Source organism: Streptomyces sp. NPDC046197 (genome assembly GCF_040646295.1).
Lineage (GTDB): Bacteria > Actinomycetota > Actinomycetes > Streptomycetales > Streptomycetaceae > Streptomyces.
Genome location: NZ_JBEYZY010000009.1, coordinates 233,853 through 256,290 on the forward strand (window position 1 = coordinate 233,853; position 22,438 = coordinate 256,290).

The 22,438-nt window shown below is 72.3% G+C and carries 20 protein-coding genes, 1 tRNA gene and 1 pseudogene; 11 read left to right on the forward strand and 11 right to left on the reverse strand.

The annotated features are described in order from the left end of the window. Positions 1 to 2: 2 nt before the first annotated feature. The gene (locus AB0A61_RS15780; protein WP_361291922.1) at positions 3 to 1,037 is read right to left on the reverse strand and encodes a LacI family DNA-binding transcriptional regulator; all 1,035 of its coding nucleotides are present in this window, start codon (positions 1,035 to 1,037) and stop codon (positions 3 to 5) included. A gap of 157 nt (positions 1,038 to 1,194) precedes the next feature. Here AB0A61_RS15780 and AB0A61_RS15785 point away from each other — a divergent pair, with 157 nt between their 5' ends. The 3 genes from AB0A61_RS15785 to AB0A61_RS15795 all read left to right on the forward strand — a co-directional run bounded on the left by AB0A61_RS15785 (position 1,195) and on the right by AB0A61_RS15795 (position 4,337). Next, positions 1,195 to 2,361 (forward strand): phytanoyl-CoA dioxygenase family protein, encoded by a 1,167-nt coding sequence (locus AB0A61_RS15785; RefSeq protein ID WP_361291981.1) that lies wholly within the window; start codon positions 1,195 to 1,197, stop codon positions 2,359 to 2,361. A gap of 82 nt (positions 2,362 to 2,443) precedes the next feature. Beyond that, the gene (locus tag AB0A61_RS15790) at positions 2,444 to 3,220 is read left to right on the forward strand and encodes an SDR family oxidoreductase (protein ID WP_361291924.1); all 777 of its coding nucleotides are present in this window, start codon (positions 2,444 to 2,446) and stop codon (positions 3,218 to 3,220) included. Positions 3,221 to 3,332: 112 nt separating this feature from the next. After that, positions 3,333 to 4,337, forward strand: a complete 1,005-nt coding sequence (locus AB0A61_RS15795) for a Gfo/Idh/MocA family oxidoreductase (RefSeq protein WP_361291926.1) — start codon at positions 3,333 to 3,335, stop codon at positions 4,335 to 4,337. 50 nt (positions 4,338 to 4,387) lie between these two features. Here the strand turns inward: AB0A61_RS15795 and nhaA are convergent, their stop codons facing one another. From nhaA to AB0A61_RS15830, 7 genes are all read right to left on the reverse strand, one after another. Further along, positions 4,388 to 6,265 carry a Na+/H+ antiporter NhaA gene (gene nhaA / locus AB0A61_RS15800; protein WP_361291983.1) on the reverse strand — a complete coding sequence of 626 codons (1,878 nt, stop codon included), beginning with the start codon at positions 6,263 to 6,265 and terminating at the stop codon, positions 4,388 to 4,390. A gap of 97 nt (positions 6,266 to 6,362) precedes the next feature. Continuing rightward, positions 6,363 to 7,625, reverse strand: a complete 1,263-nt coding sequence (locus tag AB0A61_RS15805; RefSeq protein WP_361291928.1) for a serine hydrolase domain-containing protein — start codon at positions 7,623 to 7,625, stop codon at positions 6,363 to 6,365. A gap of 135 nt (positions 7,626 to 7,760) precedes the next feature. Then, positions 7,761 to 8,366, reverse strand: a complete 606-nt coding sequence (locus AB0A61_RS15810) for a GPP34 family phosphoprotein (RefSeq protein WP_361291930.1) — start codon at positions 8,364 to 8,366, stop codon at positions 7,761 to 7,763. Between the two features lie 221 nt (positions 8,367 to 8,587). Next, a complete protein-coding gene (locus tag AB0A61_RS15815) occupies positions 8,588 to 9,490 on the reverse strand; it encodes a sugar phosphate isomerase/epimerase (RefSeq protein WP_361291932.1) in 903 nt (300 codons plus the stop codon). A 1-nt stretch (position 9,491) separates the two neighbouring features. Beyond that, positions 9,492 to 10,403: an ATP-binding cassette domain-containing protein gene (locus AB0A61_RS15820; protein ID WP_361291934.1), complete on the reverse strand. Its 912-nt coding sequence runs from the start codon at positions 10,401 to 10,403 to the stop codon at positions 9,492 to 9,494. A 5-nt stretch (positions 10,404 to 10,408) separates the two neighbouring features. Further along, the gene (locus AB0A61_RS15825; protein WP_361291936.1) at positions 10,409 to 11,479 is read right to left on the reverse strand and encodes an ABC transporter permease; all 1,071 of its coding nucleotides are present in this window, start codon (positions 11,477 to 11,479) and stop codon (positions 10,409 to 10,411) included. A gap of 5 nt (positions 11,480 to 11,484) precedes the next feature. Then, positions 11,485 to 12,504, reverse strand: a complete 1,020-nt coding sequence (locus tag AB0A61_RS15830; protein WP_361291938.1) for a sugar ABC transporter substrate-binding protein — start codon at positions 12,502 to 12,504, stop codon at positions 11,485 to 11,487. 330 nt (positions 12,505 to 12,834) lie between these two features. On the opposite strand from AB0A61_RS15830, the gene iolC reads away from it, so the two are divergent. The 5 genes from iolC to AB0A61_RS15855 all read left to right on the forward strand — a co-directional run bounded on the left by iolC (position 12,835) and on the right by AB0A61_RS15855 (position 18,417). Then, complete coding sequence (gene iolC, locus AB0A61_RS15835) at positions 12,835 to 13,815, forward strand: 5-dehydro-2-deoxygluconokinase (protein WP_361291940.1); 981 nt, start codon at positions 12,835 to 12,837, stop codon at positions 13,813 to 13,815. 40 nt (positions 13,816 to 13,855) lie between these two features. Beyond that, entirely contained in the window at positions 13,856 to 14,755 is a 900-nt protein-coding gene (locus AB0A61_RS15840) for a deoxyribose-phosphate aldolase (RefSeq protein ID WP_361291942.1), read from the forward strand. Next, on the forward strand, positions 14,752 to 15,693 hold the full coding sequence (gene iolB / locus AB0A61_RS15845) for a 5-deoxy-glucuronate isomerase (RefSeq protein ID WP_361291944.1): 942 nt from the start codon (positions 14,752 to 14,754) through the stop codon (positions 15,691 to 15,693). Before AB0A61_RS15840 ends, iolB begins: the two co-directional genes overlap by 4 nt. Next, positions 15,690 to 17,561 carry a 3D-(3,5/4)-trihydroxycyclohexane-1,2-dione acylhydrolase (decyclizing) gene (iolD, locus tag AB0A61_RS15850; protein WP_361291946.1) on the forward strand — a complete coding sequence of 624 codons (1,872 nt, stop codon included), beginning with the start codon at positions 15,690 to 15,692 and terminating at the stop codon, positions 17,559 to 17,561. Before iolB ends, iolD begins: the two co-directional genes overlap by 4 nt. Positions 17,562 to 17,631: 70 nt before the next feature. Further along, a complete protein-coding gene (locus AB0A61_RS15855; RefSeq protein ID WP_361291948.1) occupies positions 17,632 to 18,417 on the forward strand; it encodes a GntR family transcriptional regulator in 786 nt (261 codons plus the stop codon). A gap of 46 nt (positions 18,418 to 18,463) precedes the next feature. Here AB0A61_RS15855 and AB0A61_RS15860 read toward each other — a convergent pair whose 3' ends face one another. Further along, positions 18,464 to 19,294: a DUF427 domain-containing protein gene (locus AB0A61_RS15860; protein ID WP_361291950.1), complete on the reverse strand. Its 831-nt coding sequence runs from the start codon at positions 19,292 to 19,294 to the stop codon at positions 18,464 to 18,466. 197 nt (positions 19,295 to 19,491) lie between these two features. On the opposite strand from AB0A61_RS15860, the pseudogene AB0A61_RS15865 reads away from it, so the two are divergent. Beyond that, positions 19,492 to 19,721: pseudogene (locus AB0A61_RS15865) on the forward strand (tyrosine-type recombinase/integrase); the annotation flags it as partial. Positions 19,722 to 19,876: 155 nt separating this feature from the next. Here AB0A61_RS15865 and AB0A61_RS15870 read toward each other — a convergent pair. Next, a tRNA-Pro gene (locus AB0A61_RS15870) sits at positions 19,877 to 19,950 on the reverse strand. Positions 19,951 to 20,051: 101 nt separating this feature from the next. Between AB0A61_RS15870 and AB0A61_RS15875 the strand changes: the two genes are divergently transcribed. After that, entirely contained in the window at positions 20,052 to 20,576 is a 525-nt protein-coding gene (locus AB0A61_RS15875) for a DUF309 domain-containing protein (RefSeq protein ID WP_361291952.1), read from the forward strand. Between the two features lie 89 nt (positions 20,577 to 20,665). Beyond that, positions 20,666 to 21,436 (forward strand): precorrin-6A synthase (deacetylating), encoded by a 771-nt coding sequence (gene cobF / locus AB0A61_RS15880; RefSeq protein WP_361291954.1) that lies wholly within the window; start codon positions 20,666 to 20,668, stop codon positions 21,434 to 21,436. Positions 21,437 to 21,562: 126 nt separating this feature from the next. Here cobF and AB0A61_RS15885 read toward each other — a convergent pair whose 3' ends face one another. After that, positions 21,563 to 22,309, reverse strand: coding sequence for a cobalt-precorrin-6A reductase (locus AB0A61_RS15885; RefSeq protein ID WP_361291956.1), 747 nt, complete (start codon positions 22,307 to 22,309; stop codon positions 21,563 to 21,565). Positions 22,310 to 22,438 lie beyond the last annotated feature (129 nt).

Below are 22,438 nucleotides of genomic sequence, written 5' to 3' on the forward strand. Positions count from 1 at the left end.
GGTCAGCCGCCGGCCGCCTGCGGCGGCATGTTGTACGGCGTCACCACCTGGATCGGGGACGGCAGTGTGGGACCCGCGGGGGGCAGGGCGCCGTGGGCGCGCATCACCAGGTGGCAGGCCTCCCGCATGTCCTGGCGCAGATCGTGGTGGAGCACCGCCGACAGACGGTGCTCGCGCAGCAGGCGGGTGTTGTCGTGGTCCAGGTCGTGGGCGATGAACACGGCGCACGTTCGGCCCAGGTCCTCGAAGGCGCGCAGGGTGGCGATGTTGCCGCCGCCGATCGAGTACACCGCGCGGATCGCCGGGTCGCGTTCCAGGGCGGCCCGGACGAGGTCGTACTGCGTGGCGTCCAGGCCCTGCCCCTCGGCGATCTCCACCAGGGTGCGGTCGGGGTGCAGGGCCCGCATGGCGCCGCGGAAGCCCATCTCGCGCTCCTCCTCGTTGCGGAAGAAGCCGCTGCTCAGGCTGGTGAGGATGTTGCCCGGGCGGTCGCCGAGCCATTGGCCCATGAGGTACGCGGCCGTGGCGCCCGCCGCCCGGTTGTCGCTGCCGACGTAGCCGAGCCGGGTGCTGGCGGGCAGGTCGGTCACCAGGGTGACGACCGGGATGCCAGCCGCGGCCAGCCGGCCGACGGCCGCGGTGATCTCGGGTACGTCCGGGGCCTTGAGGATCACGCCCTGGGAGCCGCGCCGGGCGATCCGGTCCAGGGTCCGCACCTGCTCCTGCACCGGTCCGGTCTCGCGGAAGTGGAAACGGGAGCGGACCACGGCCGGGTGCAGGGACGGCAGTTCGGCCTCCAGCGCGGCGCGTACGGCGGTGGTGAACCGTTCGGGCGCCTGCATCACGATGTCGACCATGAAGGTGCGGCCGGCGAGCCGGACCTGGGTGCGCTGCCGGTCCAGGTCGGCGATGGCCCGGTGCACCTCCTGCGCGGTGTTCTCCCGTACCCCTCCGCGGCCGTTGAGCACGCGGTCGACCGTCGCCTCGCTCACGCCTGCCTGGCGGGCGATCTCGCGGATCGGGAAGGGGTGGCCCATACGGAGGCTCCTTGAGGGGTTTTTGATGGCTTCCTGCTGGTTGTTCGAGGTGTTTGTACTGACAAGAATGACAGGGCCGCGTCCGCCGCGCGACGAAGTCGTCGAGACCGAGCGGGCTCGCAGAACCGACCGGGTCGCCGACACCGAAGGGACGACGATGTCCTTCACCTCCGTACGCCGTCCTGACTGGCTTTGCGAGCAGGACTGCGACCTCGACGCCCTCCGCGCGCTCGTCGAGCGCACCACCGACCCCGCGGACTGGCCGCACGCCTCCCATGTGGAGCACGAGGTCCTGGTCTACGACAGCGAGCGGCTGCGCCGCGCCGGTGATCGCCGGGCGGTGCAGGCCGAGCTGGTGCGCGCCCTCGACGAGGGCCCCGGCATCGTGGTGTTCCGGGGCGCCTTCCCGGCCCCCTCGGTCGTCGACCGGGCCACGGCCGTCTTCGACGCGCTGATCGCCGAGCAGCGCGCCTCGGGCGCGGCCGCCGGCGACCACTTCGCCCGGCCGGGCGCCAACGACCGCGTGTGGAACGCGTTGGAGAAGGCGGCCCTGTACGACCCGGAGGCGTTCGCCGACTACTACGCCAACGACGTCGTCGCGCTGGTCTCCACGGCCTGGCTCGGCCCCGGCTACCAGGTCACCTCCCAGGTCAACGTGGTCAACCCCGGCGGCGCCGCCCAGACCGTGCACCGCGACTACCACCTGGGCTTCCTCACGGGCGAGGCGGCCGCCGCCTATCCGGCGCACGTGCACCGCCTGTCCCCCGTGCTCACCCTCCAGGGCGCGGTCGCGCACTGTGACATGCCGGTCGAGTCCGGTCCCACGATGTACCTGCCGTACTCGCAGCAGTACGAGCCCGGCTATCTCGCGTGGCGACTGCCCGAATTCCAGGCCCACTTCGAGGCGCACCACGTCCAGCTCCCGCTGGCCAAGGGCGACGCAGTGTTCTTCAACCCGGCACTGTTCCACGCCGCGGGGACGAACCGCTCGGCGGACGTCCGGCGCATGGCCAACCTCCTCCAGGTCTCCTCCGCCTTCGGGCGGGCCATGGAGACGGTGGACCGCGTGGCCGTGGCGGGCGCGGTCTACCCCGTGCTGCTCGAGCGCAAGGCCGCGGGCGCGGACGCGGAGTGGCTGGACCACGTGGTCGCCGCGAGCGCCGAGGGCTATCCGTTCCCCACCAACCTCGACAGCGACCCGCCGGTGGACGGTCTGGCCCCGCCCTCCCAGGCGGACGTCCTGCGGCGGGCCCTGCGTGAGGAATGGCCGCCGCAGGCGCTGCGTGCGGAGCTGCGGGCGGGTGCCGTGAGGCGCGAGAGCTGACAGAGCCGGGAAACGCGAAAGCCGGCAGGGCAGAGAAGGCGAAAGCCGACAGAGCTGAGAGCCGAGGAAGCAGATGGCCCCGATGGGACTTCTCGACGGCAGGATCGTCCTCGTCAACGGCGGCAGCCAGGGGGTGGGCGCCGCCGTCGCGCGGGCCGCCGTCCGGGAGGGCGCCGTGGTGGCGGTGACCGGGCGGCGGCCCGAGCCGGGCGAGGCGCTGGTGGCCGAGCTGACGGCCGCCGGAGGCAAGGGCATGTTCGTACGCGCCGATCTCGCCGACGCCGGACAGGCGAGGGGTGCCGTGGCCGAGGTGGTGTCGGCGTACGGCCGGATCGACTGCCTGGTCAACTCCGCGGGGCTGACCTCGCGCGGCACCCTGCTGGACACCACGCCCGAGCTGTTCGACGCGCATGTGGCGATCAACCTGAGGGGCCCGTTCTTCGCGATGCAGGCGGCGGTGGCGGACATGGTGGCGCGCAGGGAACCCGGCACGATCGTCAACATCATCACCTCCTCCGCGCACGCCGGGCAGCCGTTCCTGGCGCCGTACGTCGCGGCCAAGGCGGGACTCGCCGGGCTGACCCGCAACGCGGCGCACGCGCACCGCTGGGACCGGATCCGGATCAACGGCCTGAACATCGGCTGGACCGCGACGGAGGGCGAGGACGCCACCCAGCGCGCCTTCCACGGCGCGGGCGACGACTGGCGGGAGCAGGCCGCCGAACGGCTGCCGATGGGCAAGCTGGGCCGCCCGGAGGAAATCGCCGACTTCGTGGTCTTCCTGCTGTCGGAGAGGTCCGGTGTGGTCACCGGCTCGGTGATCGACTGGGACCAGAACGTGCTCGGCGGACTGGACTGAGAGCAACCGGTCGAGCCTTCCGGCGACCGGGGAACGGCCCCGACGGCGATCGGGGTCCGGGGCGGAGCCCCTGGCAGCGGCAGCAATCACACACTTAGGAGCAGCGGAGCACATGCGCATCGGAATCCTCGGCCTCGGCCGTATCGGCGCCTTCCACGCCGAGACCCTCTTCGGACTCGACGCGGTCGAGTCGCTCGTCGTCGCCGACCCGTTCGCGGGCGCCGCCAAGGCCGCCGCCGAGCGGTTCGGGGCCGAGGTCGCGGACTCGCCCGAGGCGGTCCTGGCCGCGGGCGTGGACGGCATCGTCGTGGCCGCGGCGACCGACGCCCACCCGGCCCTGATCCTGGCGGCCGTCGCGGCGGGCGTCCCGGTCTTCTGCGAGAAGCCCGTGGCCCGCACCATGCCGGAGGGGGTGCCGGTGCTCAAGGCGGTCGAGGGCAGCGACGTCCCGGTCCAGATCGGCTACAACCGCCGTTTCGACACCGGTTTCGCCGCCGCCCGGGCGGCCGTGCAGGGCGGCGAGCTGGGCAAGCTGCACACCGTGCGGTCGACCACGCTGGACCCGGCGCCGCCGCCCGCCGCGTACGTCGCCTCCTCCGGAGGCATCTTCCGGGACTGCTCCGTGCACGACTTCGACATCATCCGCTGGGTGACCGGACGGGAGGTGACCGAGGTGTACGCCGTCGGCGGCAACCGGGGCGCCGAGTACATCAAGGAGGCGGGCGACGCCGACACCACGGGCGCGGTCCTCACCCTGGACGACGGCACGATCGCGGTGGTGTCCAACAGCCGCCACAACGCGCGCGGTTACGACGTCCGCATGGAGCTGCACGGTTTCGCCGACTCCATCGCCGTGGGCCTGGACGACAAGCTGCCGCTGCGCTCGGTCGAGCCGGGGGTGACCTTCCCCGCGGGCACCCCGCACGACTTCTTCATGGACCGCTTCACCGACGCCTACCGCGCCGAGCTGACCGCGTTCACGGAGGTGGTGGCCGGACGGCTGGCCTCGCCGTGCACGGTCGCGGACGCGCTGGAGGCCGGGTGGATCGCCGAGGCGTGCACGCTGTCCCTGCACGAGCACCGCCCGGTGCGCATCGAGGAGGTGCGCACCGTCTGATCCTCCCGGGGACGGGCTCGTCCCGGTCAGCCGCGCGGGTCCGTCCCGCCTCAGCCGTGCGGGCCCGCCCCTGCGAGCAGGGCCCGCTCCCGGGCCGTGCGGACGGCCGCGGACAGGGTGGTGATGTCGTAGGCGCCGTGGTGGCGGCGGCCGTTGACGAAGAAGGTCGGGGTGCCGGAGACGCCGCTGAGGTCGGCCGACTCCACGTCCTCGGCGACCCGGTCGGCGCCCACCCGGTCGCGCAGGTCCTCGCGGAACCGGTCCATGTCCAGCCCGACGCGCCCGGCGTGGCGCAGGAGGTCCCACGGACGCAGGTCGCCCTGGTGGCTGATGAGGATGTCGTGCATCTGCCAGTAGCGGCCCTGGCGGGCCGCAGCCTCCGCGGCCTCCGCGGCGAGCTGCGCGTTGGGGTGAACGTCGGTCAGCGGCAGGTGCCGCCAGACATAGCGCACGTCGTCGCCGAAGTCGGCGAGCAGCTCGCGCACCACCGGCTCCGCCAGGCCGCAGTACGGGCATTCGTAGTCCCCGTACTCGACCAGGGTCACCGGTGCGTCCAGCGGGCCGCGGATGTGGTCGCGGTCGGGGTCGACGGGTTCGCTGAGGTCGACGATGACCTCGCCCTCGCCCAGCAGCGCCCGGGCGCGGGCGTGCGGCGGCAGCAGGCCGAGGACGCGGGTCAGCAGCCAGGTGAGGAGGAAGGAGCAGACGACGCCGGCCAGGATGCCGATCTTCGCGTCCTCCAGCCGGGCGCCGCCGAAGGCGAGGGCCGCGATCAGCAGCGACACCGTGAATCCCACCCCGGCCAGGGTTCCGCCCGCCAGGATGGCGCCCCAGCCGAGCGGCGGGCGCAGCCGTCCCCGGCTCAGGCGCGCCGCCAGCCATGTGGAGCCGACGATGCCGATCGGTTTGCCCAGTACGTAGCCCAGCAGGATGCCCAGGGTGACGGGCGAGGCGAAGGCGTCCGCGAGCCGGCCGGCGCTGATCGTGAGGCCGGCGTTGGCGAGCGCGAAGAGGGGCACGACGGCGTAGCTCGTCCAGGGGTGGAAGGTTCGTTGGAGCCGCTCGTTGGGCGAGAGCGCGGAGGCCAGTCCGCGGCGCAGGGTGCGTTCCAGTTCAGGGGTCGGCTGCTCGCGAAAGCTCCGGAAGAGCCGGGAGACACGTTCGAGGGCGCGCCGGTGGGGCGGATGCGCGTAGGTCAGCAGGCCCATGACCAGACCGCTGACCACCGGGTCGACGCCCGACCGCAGCAGCGCGCCCCACAGCGCGAGCGCCAGTACGCCGTACACGCCGGAGATCAGCACACCGGCCGAGCGCACCAGGAGGATCACGGCGAGGAGACCGAGCGCGGTCAGCAGGCCGGGGAGGTAGATGCTCCCGCTGTAGGCGAAGGCGATCACGGCGAGCGCGAGCAGGTCGTCGGCCACGGCCACGCTGAGGACGAAGACCCGCAGGCCGCCGGGGAGCCGGGAGCCGACGACGGCGAGCACGCCGAGCGCGAAGGCGGTGTCGGTGGACATGGCCACGCCCCAGCCCTGGGCCGAGGGCTGACCGGCGTTGACACCGAGGTAGATCGCGATCGGTACGAGCATTCCGGCGACGCCGGCGATCGCCGAGAGCGCCAGCCGACGGCGTTCCCGCAGCTCCCCGATGTCGAACTCCCGGCGCGCCTCCAGACCGATCACGAAGAAGAACAGGGCCATCAGCCCGCTGTTGATCCACTCGCGCAGCTCCAGGGACACCCCGACCGGGCCGGCGGTGAACGACATGCGGGTGCGCCAGAAGGCCTCGTACGTGCCGGGAGAGACGTTGGCCCACACGAGGGCCGCGGCCGCGGCCGCGAGCAGCACCGCGGCACTGCCGGTCTCGGTGCGCAGGAAAGTGCGCAACGGGCCGCGCGCGCCCGCGCCGCAGGCGGTCTGTCCGGTCATCGACGGCTGGGCCGGTGGCATCGTCTGTGTCTCGGACAAGTCGGGCACCCGAATCCTGGTCGGTCGACGGTGGCCGGGGAGCGGTCGGCGCGGTACGTCACCTGGCGGCGGACTCCGCGGGCAGGTTGAAAACGTGCTGGGGAGAGACGACCTTTGTGATCGTCTCGCCGAGGAGGGTGCTGGGTTCGGTCCCCCGGTCGTCGATGTCGGTGTTCAGCAGGACGACGAGGGTCGTCCGGGCCGAGGGCAGGTGGACGGTGAGCGACTCGTAGCCCGGCAGGGAGCCGTTGTGGCCGATCCAGCCCCGGACGTCGAAAATCCCCAGGCCGTACCCGGTGCCCGGGATCGGGGTGGGCCCAGTGGTGAGCCGCTGTTTCTGCGTGGCGGGGTCGATCAGTGTGCTTCCGTCGGGCAGTACGCCGGTGGCCACGGTGCGTGCCCAGACGTGCAGGTCGTCCAGGTCGGAGATCATCGCGCCGGCCGCCCAGCCCCAGGAGGGGTTCCAGTCGGCCGCGTCCGCGACCCGCCCGTCGGCGGTCTGGTTGGTGTAGCCCTGGGCGTGCGGCCGCGGGAACTCGGCGCCGGCCGGGAAGAGGGTGTGGTGCAGGCCGGCCGGTGCGAGGACGTGGTCGCGGATGTAGTCCGCGAGCGACTGGCCGCTGACCTTCTCGACGACCAGGCCGAGCAGGATCAGGTTGGTGTTGCTGTAAGAGAACTTCTGGCCCGGCGGGAAGAGGAGGGGGTGCCTGAAGGCGTAGCCGAGCAGCTGTCGTGGGGTGAAGGGCCGCTGCGGGTCGGAGGTCAGCGCCTTGAAGAAGCCGTCGTCGTCGGTGTAGTTGAACAGTCCGCTGCGCATCCCGGCCAGCCGGCGCAGCGTGATGGCGTCCCCGTCCGGCACGCCGTCGACGTACTTGCCTATGGGGTCGTCCAGGCCCACCAGGTGGCGGTCCACCAGTTCCAGCAGTGCGGTCACCGTGAACGTCTTGGTCTCGCTGCCGATCCGCAGGTAGAGGTCCGGCGTCATCCTCCGGCCGGTGCTCTTGTCGGCCACGCCGAACGACTTCACGTACTGCCCCTGGTGGGGGGTCCACAGGCCGACGGTGACGCCGGGTATGTGCGCCTCGCGCATGACGCGCCGCACGGCTTCGTCGAGCTGCCGTGTCACGTCGGGGGTGAGGGTGCGGACACCGGCCGACGAGGGGAACGAGGGGGACGGCGGCACAGGCGAGGGGGCGGCGGGCGCGGCGGGGACCGGGGCGGGCGCCGCCAGGGCGGGCCCGGGAGCGAGCGGGACCACGAACATCCCCACGGCTGTGCCGGTGACGGCCCCCCTGCGCAGTCGTGTGCACGCGTGCGTCATGGGCTGACTCCAAGCGCATGAGAAAGGGACCCGGAGTCGTCACCGACGGCGGACCCCACGACCCGGCTCCCTCAGCATAGGAGCAGCCCTGCCCCACCGCCCGCCGGCGGCAGACGGCCGCAGCCGTTGCCGGTCCTAGGCACCCCGCCAGACATTGGCGAAGGCCGCGTTCTCGATGGCCCGCCGCTGGCGTACCGCCTCCAGCTCCATCACCGCGTCGTGGACGGCGGCGAGCACGGTGAGCACGGAGTCGTCCGTGACGACGGGTCCGTCCCCGGTGACCTCCTCCCGAATGCCGACGGCCGCCGCGAGTGCGGCGAGCACCGGTTCGTCCGCGGCCCAGCGGTATGCCGCCCGCCGTCGCGCCTCGGTGTCGCTGACCAGGGGGCGTCCGCCGCGGAACGGCGTCCAGCGGCTGCGCTTGCGGGTGACGTGGCCCTCCTCCTCCAGGGCGGTCAGATACACGGAGGACAGACCACGGCCGCGGCGCCACAGCCAGTCCTCCAGCCGCTCGTACGGTGCCTGCCGTACGAGCGCCGACGCCGCCTCCCGCAGCAGGTGGTCGTCCGGCACCGGCCGCAGGCGCGGCACGATCCGGTCGCCGACCAGCTCCAGCGCCTCCGCCCTGAGCAGGTCGACGGCTTCCGCTCCGGCGAGGGCGAGGGAGACGTCTCCCTGCCCGACGGGGTGCACCGGCACCACATCCATGGCGACGATCATCAGGTCGCGCGGTGTGCTCATGAGGGCTCCCGTCGAGCGCGAGGGCGACCGCGCCGCCGGGCGGACGGCACGGATGCTCCGGCACGGCACCTGCCGTACGCGGCCGACTGTAGCGCGGCCCGCACACCGGAAGACGGGTGCGACGACGCCGCCGGCCCCTCTCGCGGGTGGCCGCGATCCGTCGCCGACGTGCGCGCGGTGTTGTTCGTCGTACTGCCGTTGTACTGCGCTGTCGGCAGCGGTCAGGCGCCGCAGGACCGCAGGAACCTGCGGGTGCGCACCGCGATGGGCAGCGGCCTGTCCGGCTCGCACGGGTACATGTCCTGCTCGACGATCGCGAACAGGTCCACGCCCAGCTTCTGGGCGGCGGCCAGGACCGGCTCCAACGCCGGTACGCCGGACGGCGGTTCGCACATCACGCCGCGCTGCACGGCCGGCCCGAACGGCACCTCGCCGGCCACCACCTCGGCGAGGATCCCCGGGTCCACCTGCTTGAGGTGCAGGTAGCCGATGCGTTCGCCGTAGGTCTCGATCAGTTTGACGCTGTCGCCGCCGCAGTAGGCGTAGTGCCCGGTGTCCAGGCACAGGCTGACCAGCTCGGCGTCGGTGGAGTCCAGGAAGCGCTCGACGTGCGCCTCGGTGTCGATGTGGGTGTCGGCGTGCGGGTGGACGACGATGTCGAGGCCGTAGGCCTCCTTGACCTCGTGGCCGAGCCGCTCCATGCCCTTGGTCAGGTGTGCCCACTGCTCGGCCGTCAGCTCCGGCGGTTCCAGGATCTCGGCGGTCTTGTCGTCACGCCAGAAGGACGGAATGACGACAAGGTGCCGTGCGCCCATGGCCTGGGTGAGCGCGGCGACCTGGCTGACGTGTTCCCAGGTGGCGTCCCAGACGGCCGGGCCGCGGTGCAGGCCGGTGAAGACCGTGCCCGCCGACACCTTCAGGTTCCGCCGGGTCACCTCGTCGGTCAGGCGGGCCGGGTCGGTGGGCAGGTAGCCGTAGGGGCCGAGCTCGATCCAGGAGTAGCCGGCCTGGGCGACCTCGTCGAGGAAGCGGTCCCAGGGCACCTGCCGCGGGTCGTCGGGGAACCAGACGCCCCAGGAGTCGGGGGCCGAGCCGACCCGGATGCGGTCCAGCGCAGGGGCCATGTCAGGAGTTCCCTTCGGAAGACGTCGGTACGGAGTGGGTGAGGTCCTGCTCCTCGGGGAGCTCGTCGACATCGACCCCCCGGACCTGGGCCAACTCGTGCTTGAGGGCCGCGAGTTCGGCGCCGCCGGCCATGTGGTTGGTCAGCTCCTCCAGGCTGACCTCGCTGCGGTCGGCGCTCAGTTCCGGAGTGCCGAGGCGCAGCACGCTGAAGTGGTCGCCGACCATGTAGGCGTGGTGCGGGTTGTGGGTGATGAAGATGACGCCGAGGCCGCGGTCGCGGGCGGCCGCGATGTACTTCAGCACCACGCCGGACTGCTTGACGCCGAGGGCGGCGGTGGGCTCGTCCAGGATGAGGACGCGGGCGCCGAAGTAGACGGCGCGGGCGATCGCCACGCACTGGCGCTGGCCGCCGGACAGGGTGCCGACGGGCTGCTCCAGATCGTCCAGGACGATGCCCATGTGGCGCAGCTCCTCGTCCGCGGTCCGCTTCATGCGGGCGATGTCGAGGCGGCGCACCGGCCAGGGGCCCTTGGTCATCTCCGAGCCCAGGAAGAAGTTGCGCCACACCGGCATCAGCGGGACGGTCGCCAGGTCCTGGTAGACGGTGGCGATGCCCTTGTCGAGGGCCTCGCGCGGGGTGGTGAAGCGCACCGGGGTGCCGTCTACGAGGAACTCGCCCTCGGTGTGCTGGTGCAGCCCGGAGATGATCTTGATCAGGGTGGACTTGCCGGCTCCGTTGTCGCCGAGCACGCACGTCACCCGGCCGGCGTGGACGGCGAGATCGACGCCGTGCAGGGCGCGGACGTTGCCGTAGGACTTGCCCGCGCCGCGCAGTTCGACGACGGGCCGCTCCTGCTCGGGCATGGTGTCCCGGAGGATGGCACCGTGGGTTCCGGTTCCGTTGGTCGTCATGTCGGTCACCTCCGGGTCGCCGTGCGCTGGACCCACAGATTGATGAGGACGGCGCCGAGCAGCATCACGCCGAGGAAGGCCTTGAACCAGTCGGGGTTCCAGCCGGCATAGACGATGCCCTGGTTCACCATGCCGAACATGAAGGCGCCGAAGACCGGTCCGATGGCGGAGCCGTAGCCGCCGGTGAGCAGACAGCCGCCGATCACGGCGGCGGCGATGTAGATGAGCTCCTGTCCCACTCCCTCGCCCGACTGCACGGTGTTGAAGGAGAACAGCTGGTGCATGCCGAGGAACCAGGCGCCGAAGCCGACGGTCATGAACAGGGTGATCTTGGTGAAGTTCACCGGGACACCGACCGCGCGGGCGCTCTCCTTGTTGCCGCCGACCGCGAAGATCCAGTTGCCGTACTTGGTGCGCAGCAGGACCCACGAGGCGAGCGCCGCGAAGACCAGCCACCACACGACGGTGATCTGCACCTGGACACCGGCCACGTCGAACGACGAGGCGAAGATCTTCTTCGCCTGGCTGAAGCCGTCCATGTCGCTGATGTCGTCGGTGGCGACGTTGCCCGTGACAAGCTTGGTGACGGCGAGGTTCACCCCCTGGAGGATCAGGAAGGTGCCCAGAGTGACCAGGAAGCTGGGCAGTCCGGTGCGGACCACCATCCAGCCGTTGAAGGCACCGATCGCGAGCGAGGCGACCAGCGCGACGATCACTCCGGTCCAGACGTTCATGCTCAGCTGGTAGCTGAGCATGCTCGCGGTGAGCGCCGAGGTGATGACGGCGACGCCGGACGACAGGTCGAACTCGCCGCCGATCATCAGCAGGGCCACGGGCAGGGCCATGATGCCGATCGTCGACGACTGGTAGAGGACGGTGGCCATCGAGCTGCCCTGGCGGACCGTGGGCGCCGCGATCAGGAAGAAGACGAGGACGGCCAGGGCACCGAGGAAGACGCCCACCTCGGGCCGGGCGAGCAGGCGCAGGACCAGCGGGCGCCGCCGGGTCCGGCCGTCGGTCTGCTCGGCGCCGGGGGCCGGCGGTGTTCCCACCGCCGGCACGGCATGCTGGGTCATGCGATTCACCGGGTGCCCTTCTCGGCGAACTGGGCGACCTTGTCGACGTTGGACTTGTCGACGAAGGCCGGACCGGTCAGCACCGGCTGGACACCGCCGCCGCTGTAGTTGCCGTTGTTCTTGTAGAGCCACAGGGAGTCGACGGCCAGGTAACCCTGCAGGTAGGGCTGCTGGTCGACGGCGAACTGGATGCTACCGCTCTGGACCGCCCTGGCCAGGTCCTTGTTGAGGTCGAAGGTGGCGACCTTCGCCTTGCTGCCGGCGCCGCTGACGGACTGCACCGCGGTCAGCGCGAACGGGGCGCCGAGGGTGACGACGTAGTCGATCGAGGTGTCCTGCTTGAGCTTGGCGGTGATCGTCGACTTCACGGACGGCATGTCGGTGCCGTTGACGTAGAGGACCTCGGTGGTCCCCTTGAAGGTCTTCTTCACGCCGTCGCAGCGCTGGGTGAGGCCGATGTTGCCCTGCTCCTGGATCACACAGACGGCCTTCTTCGCGCCCACCTCGTTCAGCTTGGTGCCGAACGCCTCACCCGCCACGGACTCGTCCTGCCCGAAGAACTCCGTCAGGCCGAGCTTCTTCCAGTCGCTCACACCGGAGTTGAGACCGACCACGGGTATGTTCGCCTGCGTCGCCTTGGCCACGGCACCCTTCAGGGCGTCCGGCTTGGCCAGGGTGACCGCGATGCCGTCGACCTTCTGGTCGATCGCGTTCTGCACCAGGTTGGCCTGGTTGCCCGCGTTCGGGTCGGCGGAGTAGACCAGCTTGATGTTGTCCTTGGCGGCGGCCGCCTCGGCGCCCTTGCGGACGATGTCCCAGAAGGTGTCGCCGGGTGACTGGTGGGTCACCAGCGCCACCGTCATCCGGGGCGTGGTGGCCTTGCCCGCGGAGGCGGCGCCCCCGCCCTCCTCGGACTTCTTGCCGCCGGAGCTGCTGGAACAGCCGGCGAGGGTCAGGGCCGCCGCCGCGGCCACGGCCACGGCCACGGCGGGGGCGAGTCTGCGGGAGCGAGAAGAGCGGACCATCTTTCCAGCACCTCACTGTACGACGGGGGGAACGACGGGAAATGGAGCGGGATCGCACGGATCCGGTGGCCCGGAACCTGCGCGGATCCGGGTCGTGTGCCGCATTCACGGCTGCTGTGCTGGGACGGGATCCAATCCCCTGGCGCGCCCGCTGTCAATACTTTGTTAAGACATCATTTCACGAGCTCGTCCGAATGTAAGTACAAACTATTGACAGTGTGGTCCTTCGGGTCCTACACCTGGGAGGCGGCAGGCCCCCGGAGCCGCGTCCCCACCGTCGCAGGGCCCACCTGGGATCCCCACCCCAGCAATCGTCGAGGAGCATCGTGCATGGCTGAGCCAGTTCAGTCCGTCCCGTCCGAGCAGGCTTTCGACCTGATCACGATGGGCCGCATCGGAGTCGATCTCTACCCGCTGCAGTCGGGCGTACCCCTGGCGCGGGTGGAGACCTTCGGCAAGTTCCTGGGCGGTTCGGCCGCCAACGTGGCGGTCGCCGCGGCCCGCCTCGGCCGCTCCGCCGCGGTGATCACCCGCACCGGCAACGACCCCTTCGGCACCTATCTGCACGAGGCGCTGAAGGAGTTCGGGGTCGACGACCGCTGGGTCACGCCGGTGGACGCGCACCCGACACCGGTCACGTTCTGCGAGATCTTCCCGCCGGACGACTTCCCGCTCTACTTCTACCGCCGGCCCAAGGCCCCCGACCTGGAGATCCACACCGACGAGCTGGACCTCTTCGCCGTCCGCGCCGCCCGCATCTTCTGGATCACCGGCACCGGCCTCAGCGAGGAGCCGAGCCGCTCGGCCACGCTCGCCGCCCTCGAGGCGCGCGACCGGGCGGGCACCACCGTCTTCGACCTCGACTGGCGTCCGATGTTCTGGCGCGACCCCGAACAGGCCCGCCCCTACTACACCGAGGCGCTGCGGCACGCCACCGTGGCGGTCGGCAACCTCGACGAGTGCGAGATCGCCACCGGCGTGCGCGAGCCGGAGGCCTGCGCCGAGGCGCTGCTGGCGGCGGGCGTGGAGCTGGCCGTCGTCAAGCAGGGTCCGAAGGGCGTGCTGGCGGTGCACCGGGACGGCACCCGGGCCGAGGTGCCGCCGGTGCCCGTCGAGGTCGTCAACGGCCTCGGCGCGGGCGACGCCTTCGGCGGCTCGCTGTGCCACGGGCTGCTGGCCGGCTGGGACCTGCCGACGACCATGCGGTACGCCAACGCGGCCGGCGCCCTCGTCGCCTCCCGCCTCGCCTGCTCCTCCTCGATGCCCACCGCGGCGGAGGTCGACGACCTCCTCGTGCGGGCCACCGGCTGACCGCCCGTTCGCGAGTCATTCCCCGAAACGGAGCTTCCTCTTGACCCTCAGCATCCCCGACCTCACCGCGGTCAGAGCCCGGCATCCCGAGGCCGTCGCCGGGGCGGCCGCCCGCCGGGCGCGCCGCCCGCTGATCGGCGACAGCGGCCGGCTGATGATCGTGGCCGCCGACCACCCCGCGCGCGGCGCGCTCGGCGTCGGCGACCGCCGGCTCGCCATGGCCAACCGCGCCGACCTGCTCGAGCGCCTGTGCGTCGCGCTGTCGCGGCCGGGCGTCGACGGGGTGCTCGCCACCGCCGACATCCTGGAGGACCTGCTTCTCCTCGGGGTGCTGGAGAACAAGGTCGTCATGGGCTCCATGAACCGCGGGGGGCTGGCGGGCGCCGCATTCGAGATGGACGACCGCTTCACCGGCCACCGTGCCCGGGACATCGCCCGGCTCCGTTTCGACGCGGGCAAGCTGCTGCTGCGCATCGACTACGACGACCCCGGCTCGCTGGCCACCATGGAATCCACGGCACGCGCCATCGACGAGATGGCCGAGCTGCACCTGCCGGTCTTCGTCGAGCCGTTCATCTCCCACCGTGTCGACGGCAGGGTGCGCAACGACCTGTCCGCCGAGGCCGTCACCCGCTCGATAGCCATCGCGTCGGGGCTCGGCGGCACCTCCGCCTACACCTGGCTGAAGCTGCCCGTCACCGAGGACCCGGACGACATGGCCGAGGTCATGGAGACCTCCACCCTGCCCGCCGTGCTGCTCGGTGGCGAGATCGGCGACGACCAGGAGGGCGCCTACGAGCGCTGGCGCAAGGCGCTCAGGCTCCCCACCGTCCAGGGCCTGGTCGTCGGCCGCTCCCTGCTGTACCCGGCCGAGGGCAGCGTGGAGCAGGCGGTCGACACGGCCGTGGGCCTGCTGTGCGAAGGAGGAAGTCCCCTATGACCGGCACGACGACCGGCACGACAACCGGCACGACGACCGGCACCAGCCCCTGGCACCGGCCCGCGGGCCGGGCGGCCCGCGGCCCCTACCTCGTGGAGGTCACCCCGGAGTCCGCCGGCTGGGGCTACTCCAGCCTGCGCGTCCTTCAGCTGCCGCCCGGCGGCTCGCACACCTTCCACACCGGTGGCAGCGAGTGGATCGTGCTGCCGCTCAGCGGGGGCTGCACGGTGGCCGCCGAGGACGAGTTCGGCCGTGACACGTTCGAACTGACCGGCCGTAGCAGCGTCTTCAGCGCGGTGAGCGACTTCGCGTACGTGCCGCGGGACGCCCGTACGACGGTGTCGTCCACCGGCGGCGGACGATTCGCGCTCACCGGCGCCCGCTGCACCCGGCGCCTGCCCGCCCGGTACGGGCCGGCGGCGGACGTGCCGGTGGAACTGCGCGGCACCGGGAACTGCAGCCGCCAGGTCAACAACTTCGGCGCGGCCGGGGTGTTCGAGTGCGACAAGCTCATCGCGGTGGAAGTGCTCACCCCGGGCGGCAACTGGTCGTCGTTCCCGCCGCACAAGCACGACGAGCACCGGCCCGGCGAGGAGTCGGTCCTGGAGGAGATCTACTACTTCGAGTTCGCCGCCCACGACGGCGCGCCCGGCCTCGGCCACCAGCGCGTCTCGCCGTCCGGGCAGGGCCGGGGCACGGACGTGCTCGCCGAGGTGCGCGACGGTGACGTCGTACTGATCCCGGACGGCTGGCACGGACCGTCGGCCGCGGTGCCCGGCCACCACATGTACTACCTCAATGTCATGGCGGGCCCCGAGGCCGAACGCGCCTGGCTGATCTGCGACCACCCCGACCACGCGTGGATCCGCGAGACCTGGCCCGAGCAGCCCGTCGACCCCCGTCTGCCCCTGTACACCGCGCCCGAGAGGTCCCGATGAGCGCATCCACCTGCCGACTGACGACCGCCCAGGCCCTGGTGCGGTTCCTCACCGCCCAGTACACCGAGCGGGACGGGCGGCAACACCGCCTGATCGCCGGCACCTGGGGCATCTTCGGCCACGGCAACGTCGCGGGCGTCGGCCAGGCGCTCCTGGAGTACGGGGATGTGATGCCGTATCACCAGGGCCGCAACGAGCAGGCGATGGTGCACGCCGCGGTGGGGTACGCCCGCCAGTGCAACCGCCTGTCCACGCAGGCCGTGACGACGTCCATCGGCCCGGGCGCCACCAACCTGGTCACCGGCGCCGCCCTGGCCACCATCAACCGCCTGCCGGTGCTGCTGCTGCCCGGCGACTACTTCGCCACCCGCACCGCCGACCCGCTGCTCCAGCAGCTGGAACACCCGGTCGAGGCCGACGTGTCCGTCAACGACACGCTGCGCCCCGTGTCGAGGTACTTCGACCGGATCACCCGGCCCGAGGCGCTCATCCCGTCGGCCCTGCAGGCGATGCGCGTGCTCACCGACCCCGCCGAGACCGGTGCCGTCACCCTCGCCCTGCCGCAGGACGTGCAGGCGGAGGCGTACGACTGGCCCGAGGAGTTCTTCGCCGAGCGCGTGTGGCGGGTACGGCGTCCCGCCCCCGACCCGGCCGAACTGGCCGAGGCGGCGCGGGCGATCAGGGCCGCGGCCCGGCCGCTGATCGTCGCGGGCGGCGGCATCCACCACAGCGAGGCGGAACGGGCGCTGCGCGACCTCGTCGAGGCCACCGGCATCCCGGTCGCCTCCACCCAGGCGGGCAAGGGCTCGCTGCGCCACGACCACCCGGCCGACCTGGGCGGTGTCGGTCACACGGGCACGGCGGTGAGCGACGACATCGCTCGCACCGCCGATCTGGTCATCGGTGTCGGAACCCGGTACACCGACTTCACCACCGCCTCGGGCACCCTCTTCCTGAACCCGGACGTCCGGTTCGTCAACCTCAACATCGCCGCCTCCGACGCGCACAAACTGGCGGCACGCACCCTCGTCTGCGATGCGCAGGCAGGGCTCACGGCCCTCACGCAGGCGCTCGCCGGGCACCGGGTGGACGCCGCGTACGAGGGCGAGTACCGGGCGGGCAAGGAGCGCTGGGAGCAGGTGGTCGAGGCCGCCTACCGGGCCGCGGACGAGAACGCAGTACCGACCCAGACCCAGGTGCTCGGCGCGCTCGACGCGGTCGTGGGCGACGAGGACGTGGTGATCAACGCGGCCGGCTCGCTCCCCGGGGACCTGCACAAGCTGTGGCGGGCCCGCTCGCCGCGCCAGTACCACCTGGAGTACGGCTACTCCTGCATGGGCTACGAGATCCCGGCGGGCATCGGTGTCCAGCAGGCCGCTCCCGGCACGGTGGTCTGGTCACTGGTCGGCGACGGCACCTACCTGATGATGCCGACGGAGATCGTGACGGCCGTGCAGGAGGGCCTGCCGGTCAACCTGGTCCTGATCCAGAACCACGGCTACGCCTCCATCGGCGGCCTGTCGCAGGAGACGGGCGGTGAACGCTTCGGCACCGCCTACCGCCACCGGGCCGCCGACGGCACCTTCACCGGTGCTCCGCTCCCCGTCGACCTGGCCGCCAACGCCGGCAGCCTCGGCATGGAGGTGCTGCGCCCCAAGACGGTGCGCGAACTGCGCGAGGCGCTCGCCGCGGCACGTGCCTCCCACCGTCCGACCTGCGTGTACGTCGAGACCGACCCGGCTCCGACCGCTCCCCCGGCCGAGGCCTGGTGGGACGTGCCCGTGGCCCAGGTCGCCTCCCGCCGGGCCGCGGTGGACGCGCGCGAGCGGTACGAGCGGCACGTGGCCGAACGCCGCCGCCATCTGTGACCCCGCTGCCACACGTGACCCGTCGCCCTGTTCGGCCCTGTGCCCGCATCGATCCGAAGGAGGTGCTCCGTTGGTGGCGACCGGTGACCGCACTCGTGCCGCGACCGTCTCCGCGCTCGACTCGGTGGACTTCGCCCTGGACCGGAGCAGTCCGGTGCCGCTGTACTACCAGCTCGCCCAGCAGCTGGAGGGGGCGATCGAACGCGGGATCCTGGGCCCGGGGGACCTTCTGGGCAACGAGGTCGACCTGTCCGCACGCCTCGGACTGTCCCGCCCCACGGTCCGTCAGGCCATCCAGTCCCTCGTCGACAAGGGGCTGCTGGTCCGCCGGCGCGGCGTGGGCACACAGGTGGTGCACAGCCAGGTCAAGCGCCCGCTGGAACTCAGCAGCCTCTACGACGACCTGCAGTCGGCCGGGCAGGGACCGACCACACGGGTACTGCGCAACGAGCGCATACCCGCGTCGGCAGCGGTGGCGGCCGCGCTGGGCCTCGCGGAGGGCAGCGAGGTCACGGTGCTGGAGCGGCTGCGGTCGACGCACGGCCAGCCCGTGGCGTTCCTGTGCAACTACCTCCCCGTCACCCTGATCCAGCCGGACGACGCCCGGCTGGAGTCCACGGGTCTGTACCGCATGATGCGCACCGCGGGCGTCACCCTGCACAGCGCCCGGCAGACCGTCGGCGCCCGCGCGGCGACCGTCGAGGAGGCCGCCCTCCTCGACGAGAAGGAGGGCGCGGCCCTGCTCACCATGCAGCGCACGGCGTACGACGACACCGGACGGCCGGTCGAGTACGGCACCCACGTCTACCGGGCCTCCCGCTACACGTTCGACTTCCAGCTGCTGGTCAGGCCGTAGAGCCGGGACCGCGCTGTCGACGGCGCCTCGACGCGAAGGCCCGGGGCTACCTCGAAGGGCGCTTTCCGCGGACCTGACCGAGGACGGGGGTGAAGACCGTGGCGGGGCGGTCCAGGAGGTCGCCGTCCACGGTGATGTCGACGACCTCGTTGTAGAAGGCCACCCGTCCCCTGATCGCGGCCACCGAGGGATGGGGGTCCGGGTAGCTCCAGGCGAGGTTCGGCGGGACGTCGGCCTCGCCCCGCCACGACCAGTACTCGGCGGCGGTGCCCTTGTAGGGACAGGCGCTGGTGTGGCCGGTGGCGGCGAGCAGGTCCAGGCGGACGTCCTCGCGCGGGAGGTAGAAGCGCGTGGGCAGGCCGGTCTCGAAGACCAGCACCGGACGGCGGGTGTCCGCGACCACCGTGCCGTCGATCCCGACCCGCACATGGCGGCTGCTGAGCAGGGCGTCCACCCGCTTGTACGGGTCGCGGGGGTGGACGAAGATCTCTTCCTCCTCCTCGTACCAGTGGTCGAGGCCCCGGCCCGTGCGCTCGAACCATTCGAAGGCGACGTATCCGGCCAGTTCGGCGGCGGGGAATGTCCATGCCGCGTTCTCCAGGACCTCGCCGTCGACGACGAGGTCGTAGAAGAGCCGCGACCCGGTGTGCCCGCCGGTCCGGGGATTCCTGGCCGGCCGCAGCATCCCGGAACGCACCTCCTCGCGCGGGAAGGCGTACAGGGGCACGGGCACCCCCGGCTCCCACACGAGGACGGGGTGCCGGCTGTCGACGACAGGAACATCGCCCCTGCGCCCGCGCACCCAGCGGTCGCTGGGCTCCCACCGGAGTCCTTCCGGGGTGGTGCGCAGGGACCGGGCAGTGGGGGGTGAAGTCATGACACGTCTGTTCCCGGCGCGGCGCCCGACGAAAAGGGCCGCGCCTCGACATCAGCGACGGCGTACACGGAGAGGCGGCAGAAGGGGCGGCAGACACGAGGCAGTCGGCGCGTGAAGGTGCCCCCCGATGTGCCACACCATCCCTTGCGATGCCTGTCGGCAGGGCGCAAGAAATACGGGGTCACCAGGCCCGGCGCGAACACCTGCGCCGCCACGACCTCCGGCACACCGGCCCGACCTGTTCACCGATGCAGGCGTTCAGGTCCACGTCCTGCGACGGATCGCCGGCCACGGCTCGCTCACCACCACCCGGCGATACCTCCACCCGGACGTCCACAAGATCACGGCCGCCGGGGTCGCGCTCTGCGCCCACCCGAGCGTGGTCCGTGCCCTGCGCTGCCTCCCGAGCCCGAGCGTCGTGACCCGCTGGCGCCAGTCAAGGCCGCCGGTCCCCGACTGTCCCCGACTGTCCCCAGAAACGATCAAGGACGGAGAGTTACGGCGCGGCCAGAAACGATCAAGGGCCTCGTCTCACATGATGTGATCCAAGGCCCTGATCTGCGACTACGGAGCGAGCTCCAGTCGGGACGACAGGATTTGAACCTGCGACCCCTTGACCCCCAGTCAAGTGCGCTACCAAGCTGCGCCACGTCCCGGTGCGCTCACGTGCGGTGACCCGCGTGATCGCGCGAACGTCACTTTACCGCACGCGGGGGTCTGCACCGAAGGGGGCACGGGCGCGGGGGAGAATCGGCGTATGGGCACGACATCCTCCGGCCGGGCGGCCGACGCGCGGGACCGGGACAGCGAGGGGCGGGCGCGCAATGCCCGGCCGCGGGACGGGCTCGGGCGGCCCCTGCCGTACGGCGCGGACGGCGTGGCGCGGCAGCCCGAGGGCGTTGTGCGCACCCCCGATGAGACGGTCGCCGAGGCGCAGGCGCTGCTCGACGCGGGGAGGCCGTTCCACGCGCACGAGGTGTTCGAGGACGCCTGGAAGTCGGGCCCGGAAGCGGAACGCGCCCTGTGGCGCGGGCTCGCCCAGCTCGCGGTGGGGCTCACGCACGCGGCCCGCGGCAACGTCACGGGCGGCGCCCGGCTGCTGCGGCGCGGTGCGGGCGCGGTGGAGGAGTGGGCGGCCTCGGAGCCGGGACGGCGGCACCCGTACGGGATGGACGTGGCCGGGCTCGTCGCGTGGGCGCGTGAGCTGGCCCGGGCCGTGGAGCGGGAGGCGGGCGCCCTGGACGCGGCCGAGCGGGCGCCCCGGCTGCGCGGAACGCCGTAGCCGCAGCCGCAGCCGCAGCCGTCGTCCGGGCGCCGGTGGCGGTGGGACGCGGTGCACTCGGTGTCAGTGCCGTACGGCAGACTCGGGGCGTGCGAAAGATTCATGTCATCGGTATCGGCGCGGGCGACCCCGACCAGCTGACACTGCAGGCGGTCAGGGCGCTGCGCGACACGGACGTGTTCTTCGTCCTCGACAAGGGCGAGGTGAAGTCCGACCTCGTGCGGTTGCGCCGGGACATGCTCGAGACGCACGTGCCGGAGGGGACGTACCGCGTCGTCGAGGCGCGCGACCCGGAGCGCGACCGGTCGGCGGGCGGCGCCGCCTACTCCCCCGCCGTCGGGGACTGGCGCAGCGCCCGCGCCGGCATCTACGAGCGGCTGATCACCGAGGAGCTGGGCGAGGACGAGACGGGCGCGTTCCTGGTGTGGGGCGACCCCTCGCTGTACGACAGCACGCTCGCGATCCTGGAGGAGGTACTGGAGCGGGGCGGCGTCGCCTTCGAGCACGCCGTCGTGCCCGGCATCAGCAGCGTGTCCGCCCTGGTGGCCCGGCACCGCACCGGGCTGAACCGCGTCGCCCGGCCCGTGCAGATCACCACCGGCCGCCGGCTCGCCGAGGGCTTCCCGGACGGTGTGGACGACGTGGTGGTGATGCTCGACGCCCATCAGGTCTTCCGCCAGTACGCCGACCAGGACATCGACATCTACTGGGGCGCCTACATAGGTACCCCGGACGAGATCCTCGCCTCGGGCCCGATCGCCGAGGCCGCGCCGCGCATCGAACGGCTGCGCGCCGAGGCCCGCGGCCGCAAGGGCTGGATCATGGACACGTATCTGCTGCGCAGGAACCCGCGGGGGTAGCAGCCGGCGTGCGGCCCGGGCTCTGGCCGGACGAACGGTCGGCGGCTCGCGCGGCCGAACCGGGGAGTGCCCCGCCCGCGGCGGGCGGGACACGCCTTCGTCACCGGTCTTCGTCGCCGGCCTTCGTCACCAGGCCGGAAGCTCCAGCCGTTCCAGCACGGCCGCCACGTCCGGTACCGCGCTCAGCCCCTCCGGCAGCGGCGGACGCCGTACGACGACGACCGGCAGTCCGAGCGCCCTCGCGGCCGTGAGTTTCGCCGCCGTCGCCTCTCCCCCGCTGTCCTTGGTCACCAGGACGTCGATGCGGTGGGCGCGCAGCAGCGCGGTCTCCCCGGGCACGTCGAAGGGCCCGCGCGCCAGCACGACGTGCACGTCCGGCGGCATCGGCGGCGCGGGCGGCTCCACCGAGCGTACGACGAAGTGCAGGGCGGTCAGCCCGGCGAAGGCTGCCAGGCCCGTCCGCCCCGTGGTCAGGAACACCCGGCGGCCGAGGCCCGGGAGCACCGCGGCGGCCGCGCCGAGGGAGCCGACCGGGTGCCAGCGGTCCCCGGGGCGCGGCTGCCAGCCGGGCCGGCGCAGGACCAGCACGGGCACTCCGGTCGCGGCGGCGGCCCACGCCGCGTTCTTGGTGATCGCTTCGGCGAACGGGTGCGTGGCGTCGACGACGGCGTCCACCCGGTGCTCGCGCAGCCACCCGGCCAGCCCCTCGCCCCCGCCGAACCCGCCGATGCGCACGTCCCCGTCCAGCGCTCCCGGACGGGCCACGCGGCCCGCCAGCGACGTGGTCACCCGGACGCCGGGCCGGGCCGCGAGTTCCGCGGCCAGTTCACGCGCCTCGGTGGTGCCGCCGAGGACCAGGACGTGCGGTGACATGGCGTCGAGCGTACGAGGGGCACGGCGGGGCCGGTGCGGCGGGTGGCCTCGCACGAGACGCACCGGGCGCACAGTCCTCGCCGCGCCGCCGTGGACCGCACCGTCGGGATGCCTCGTCGGAGCGGCCAC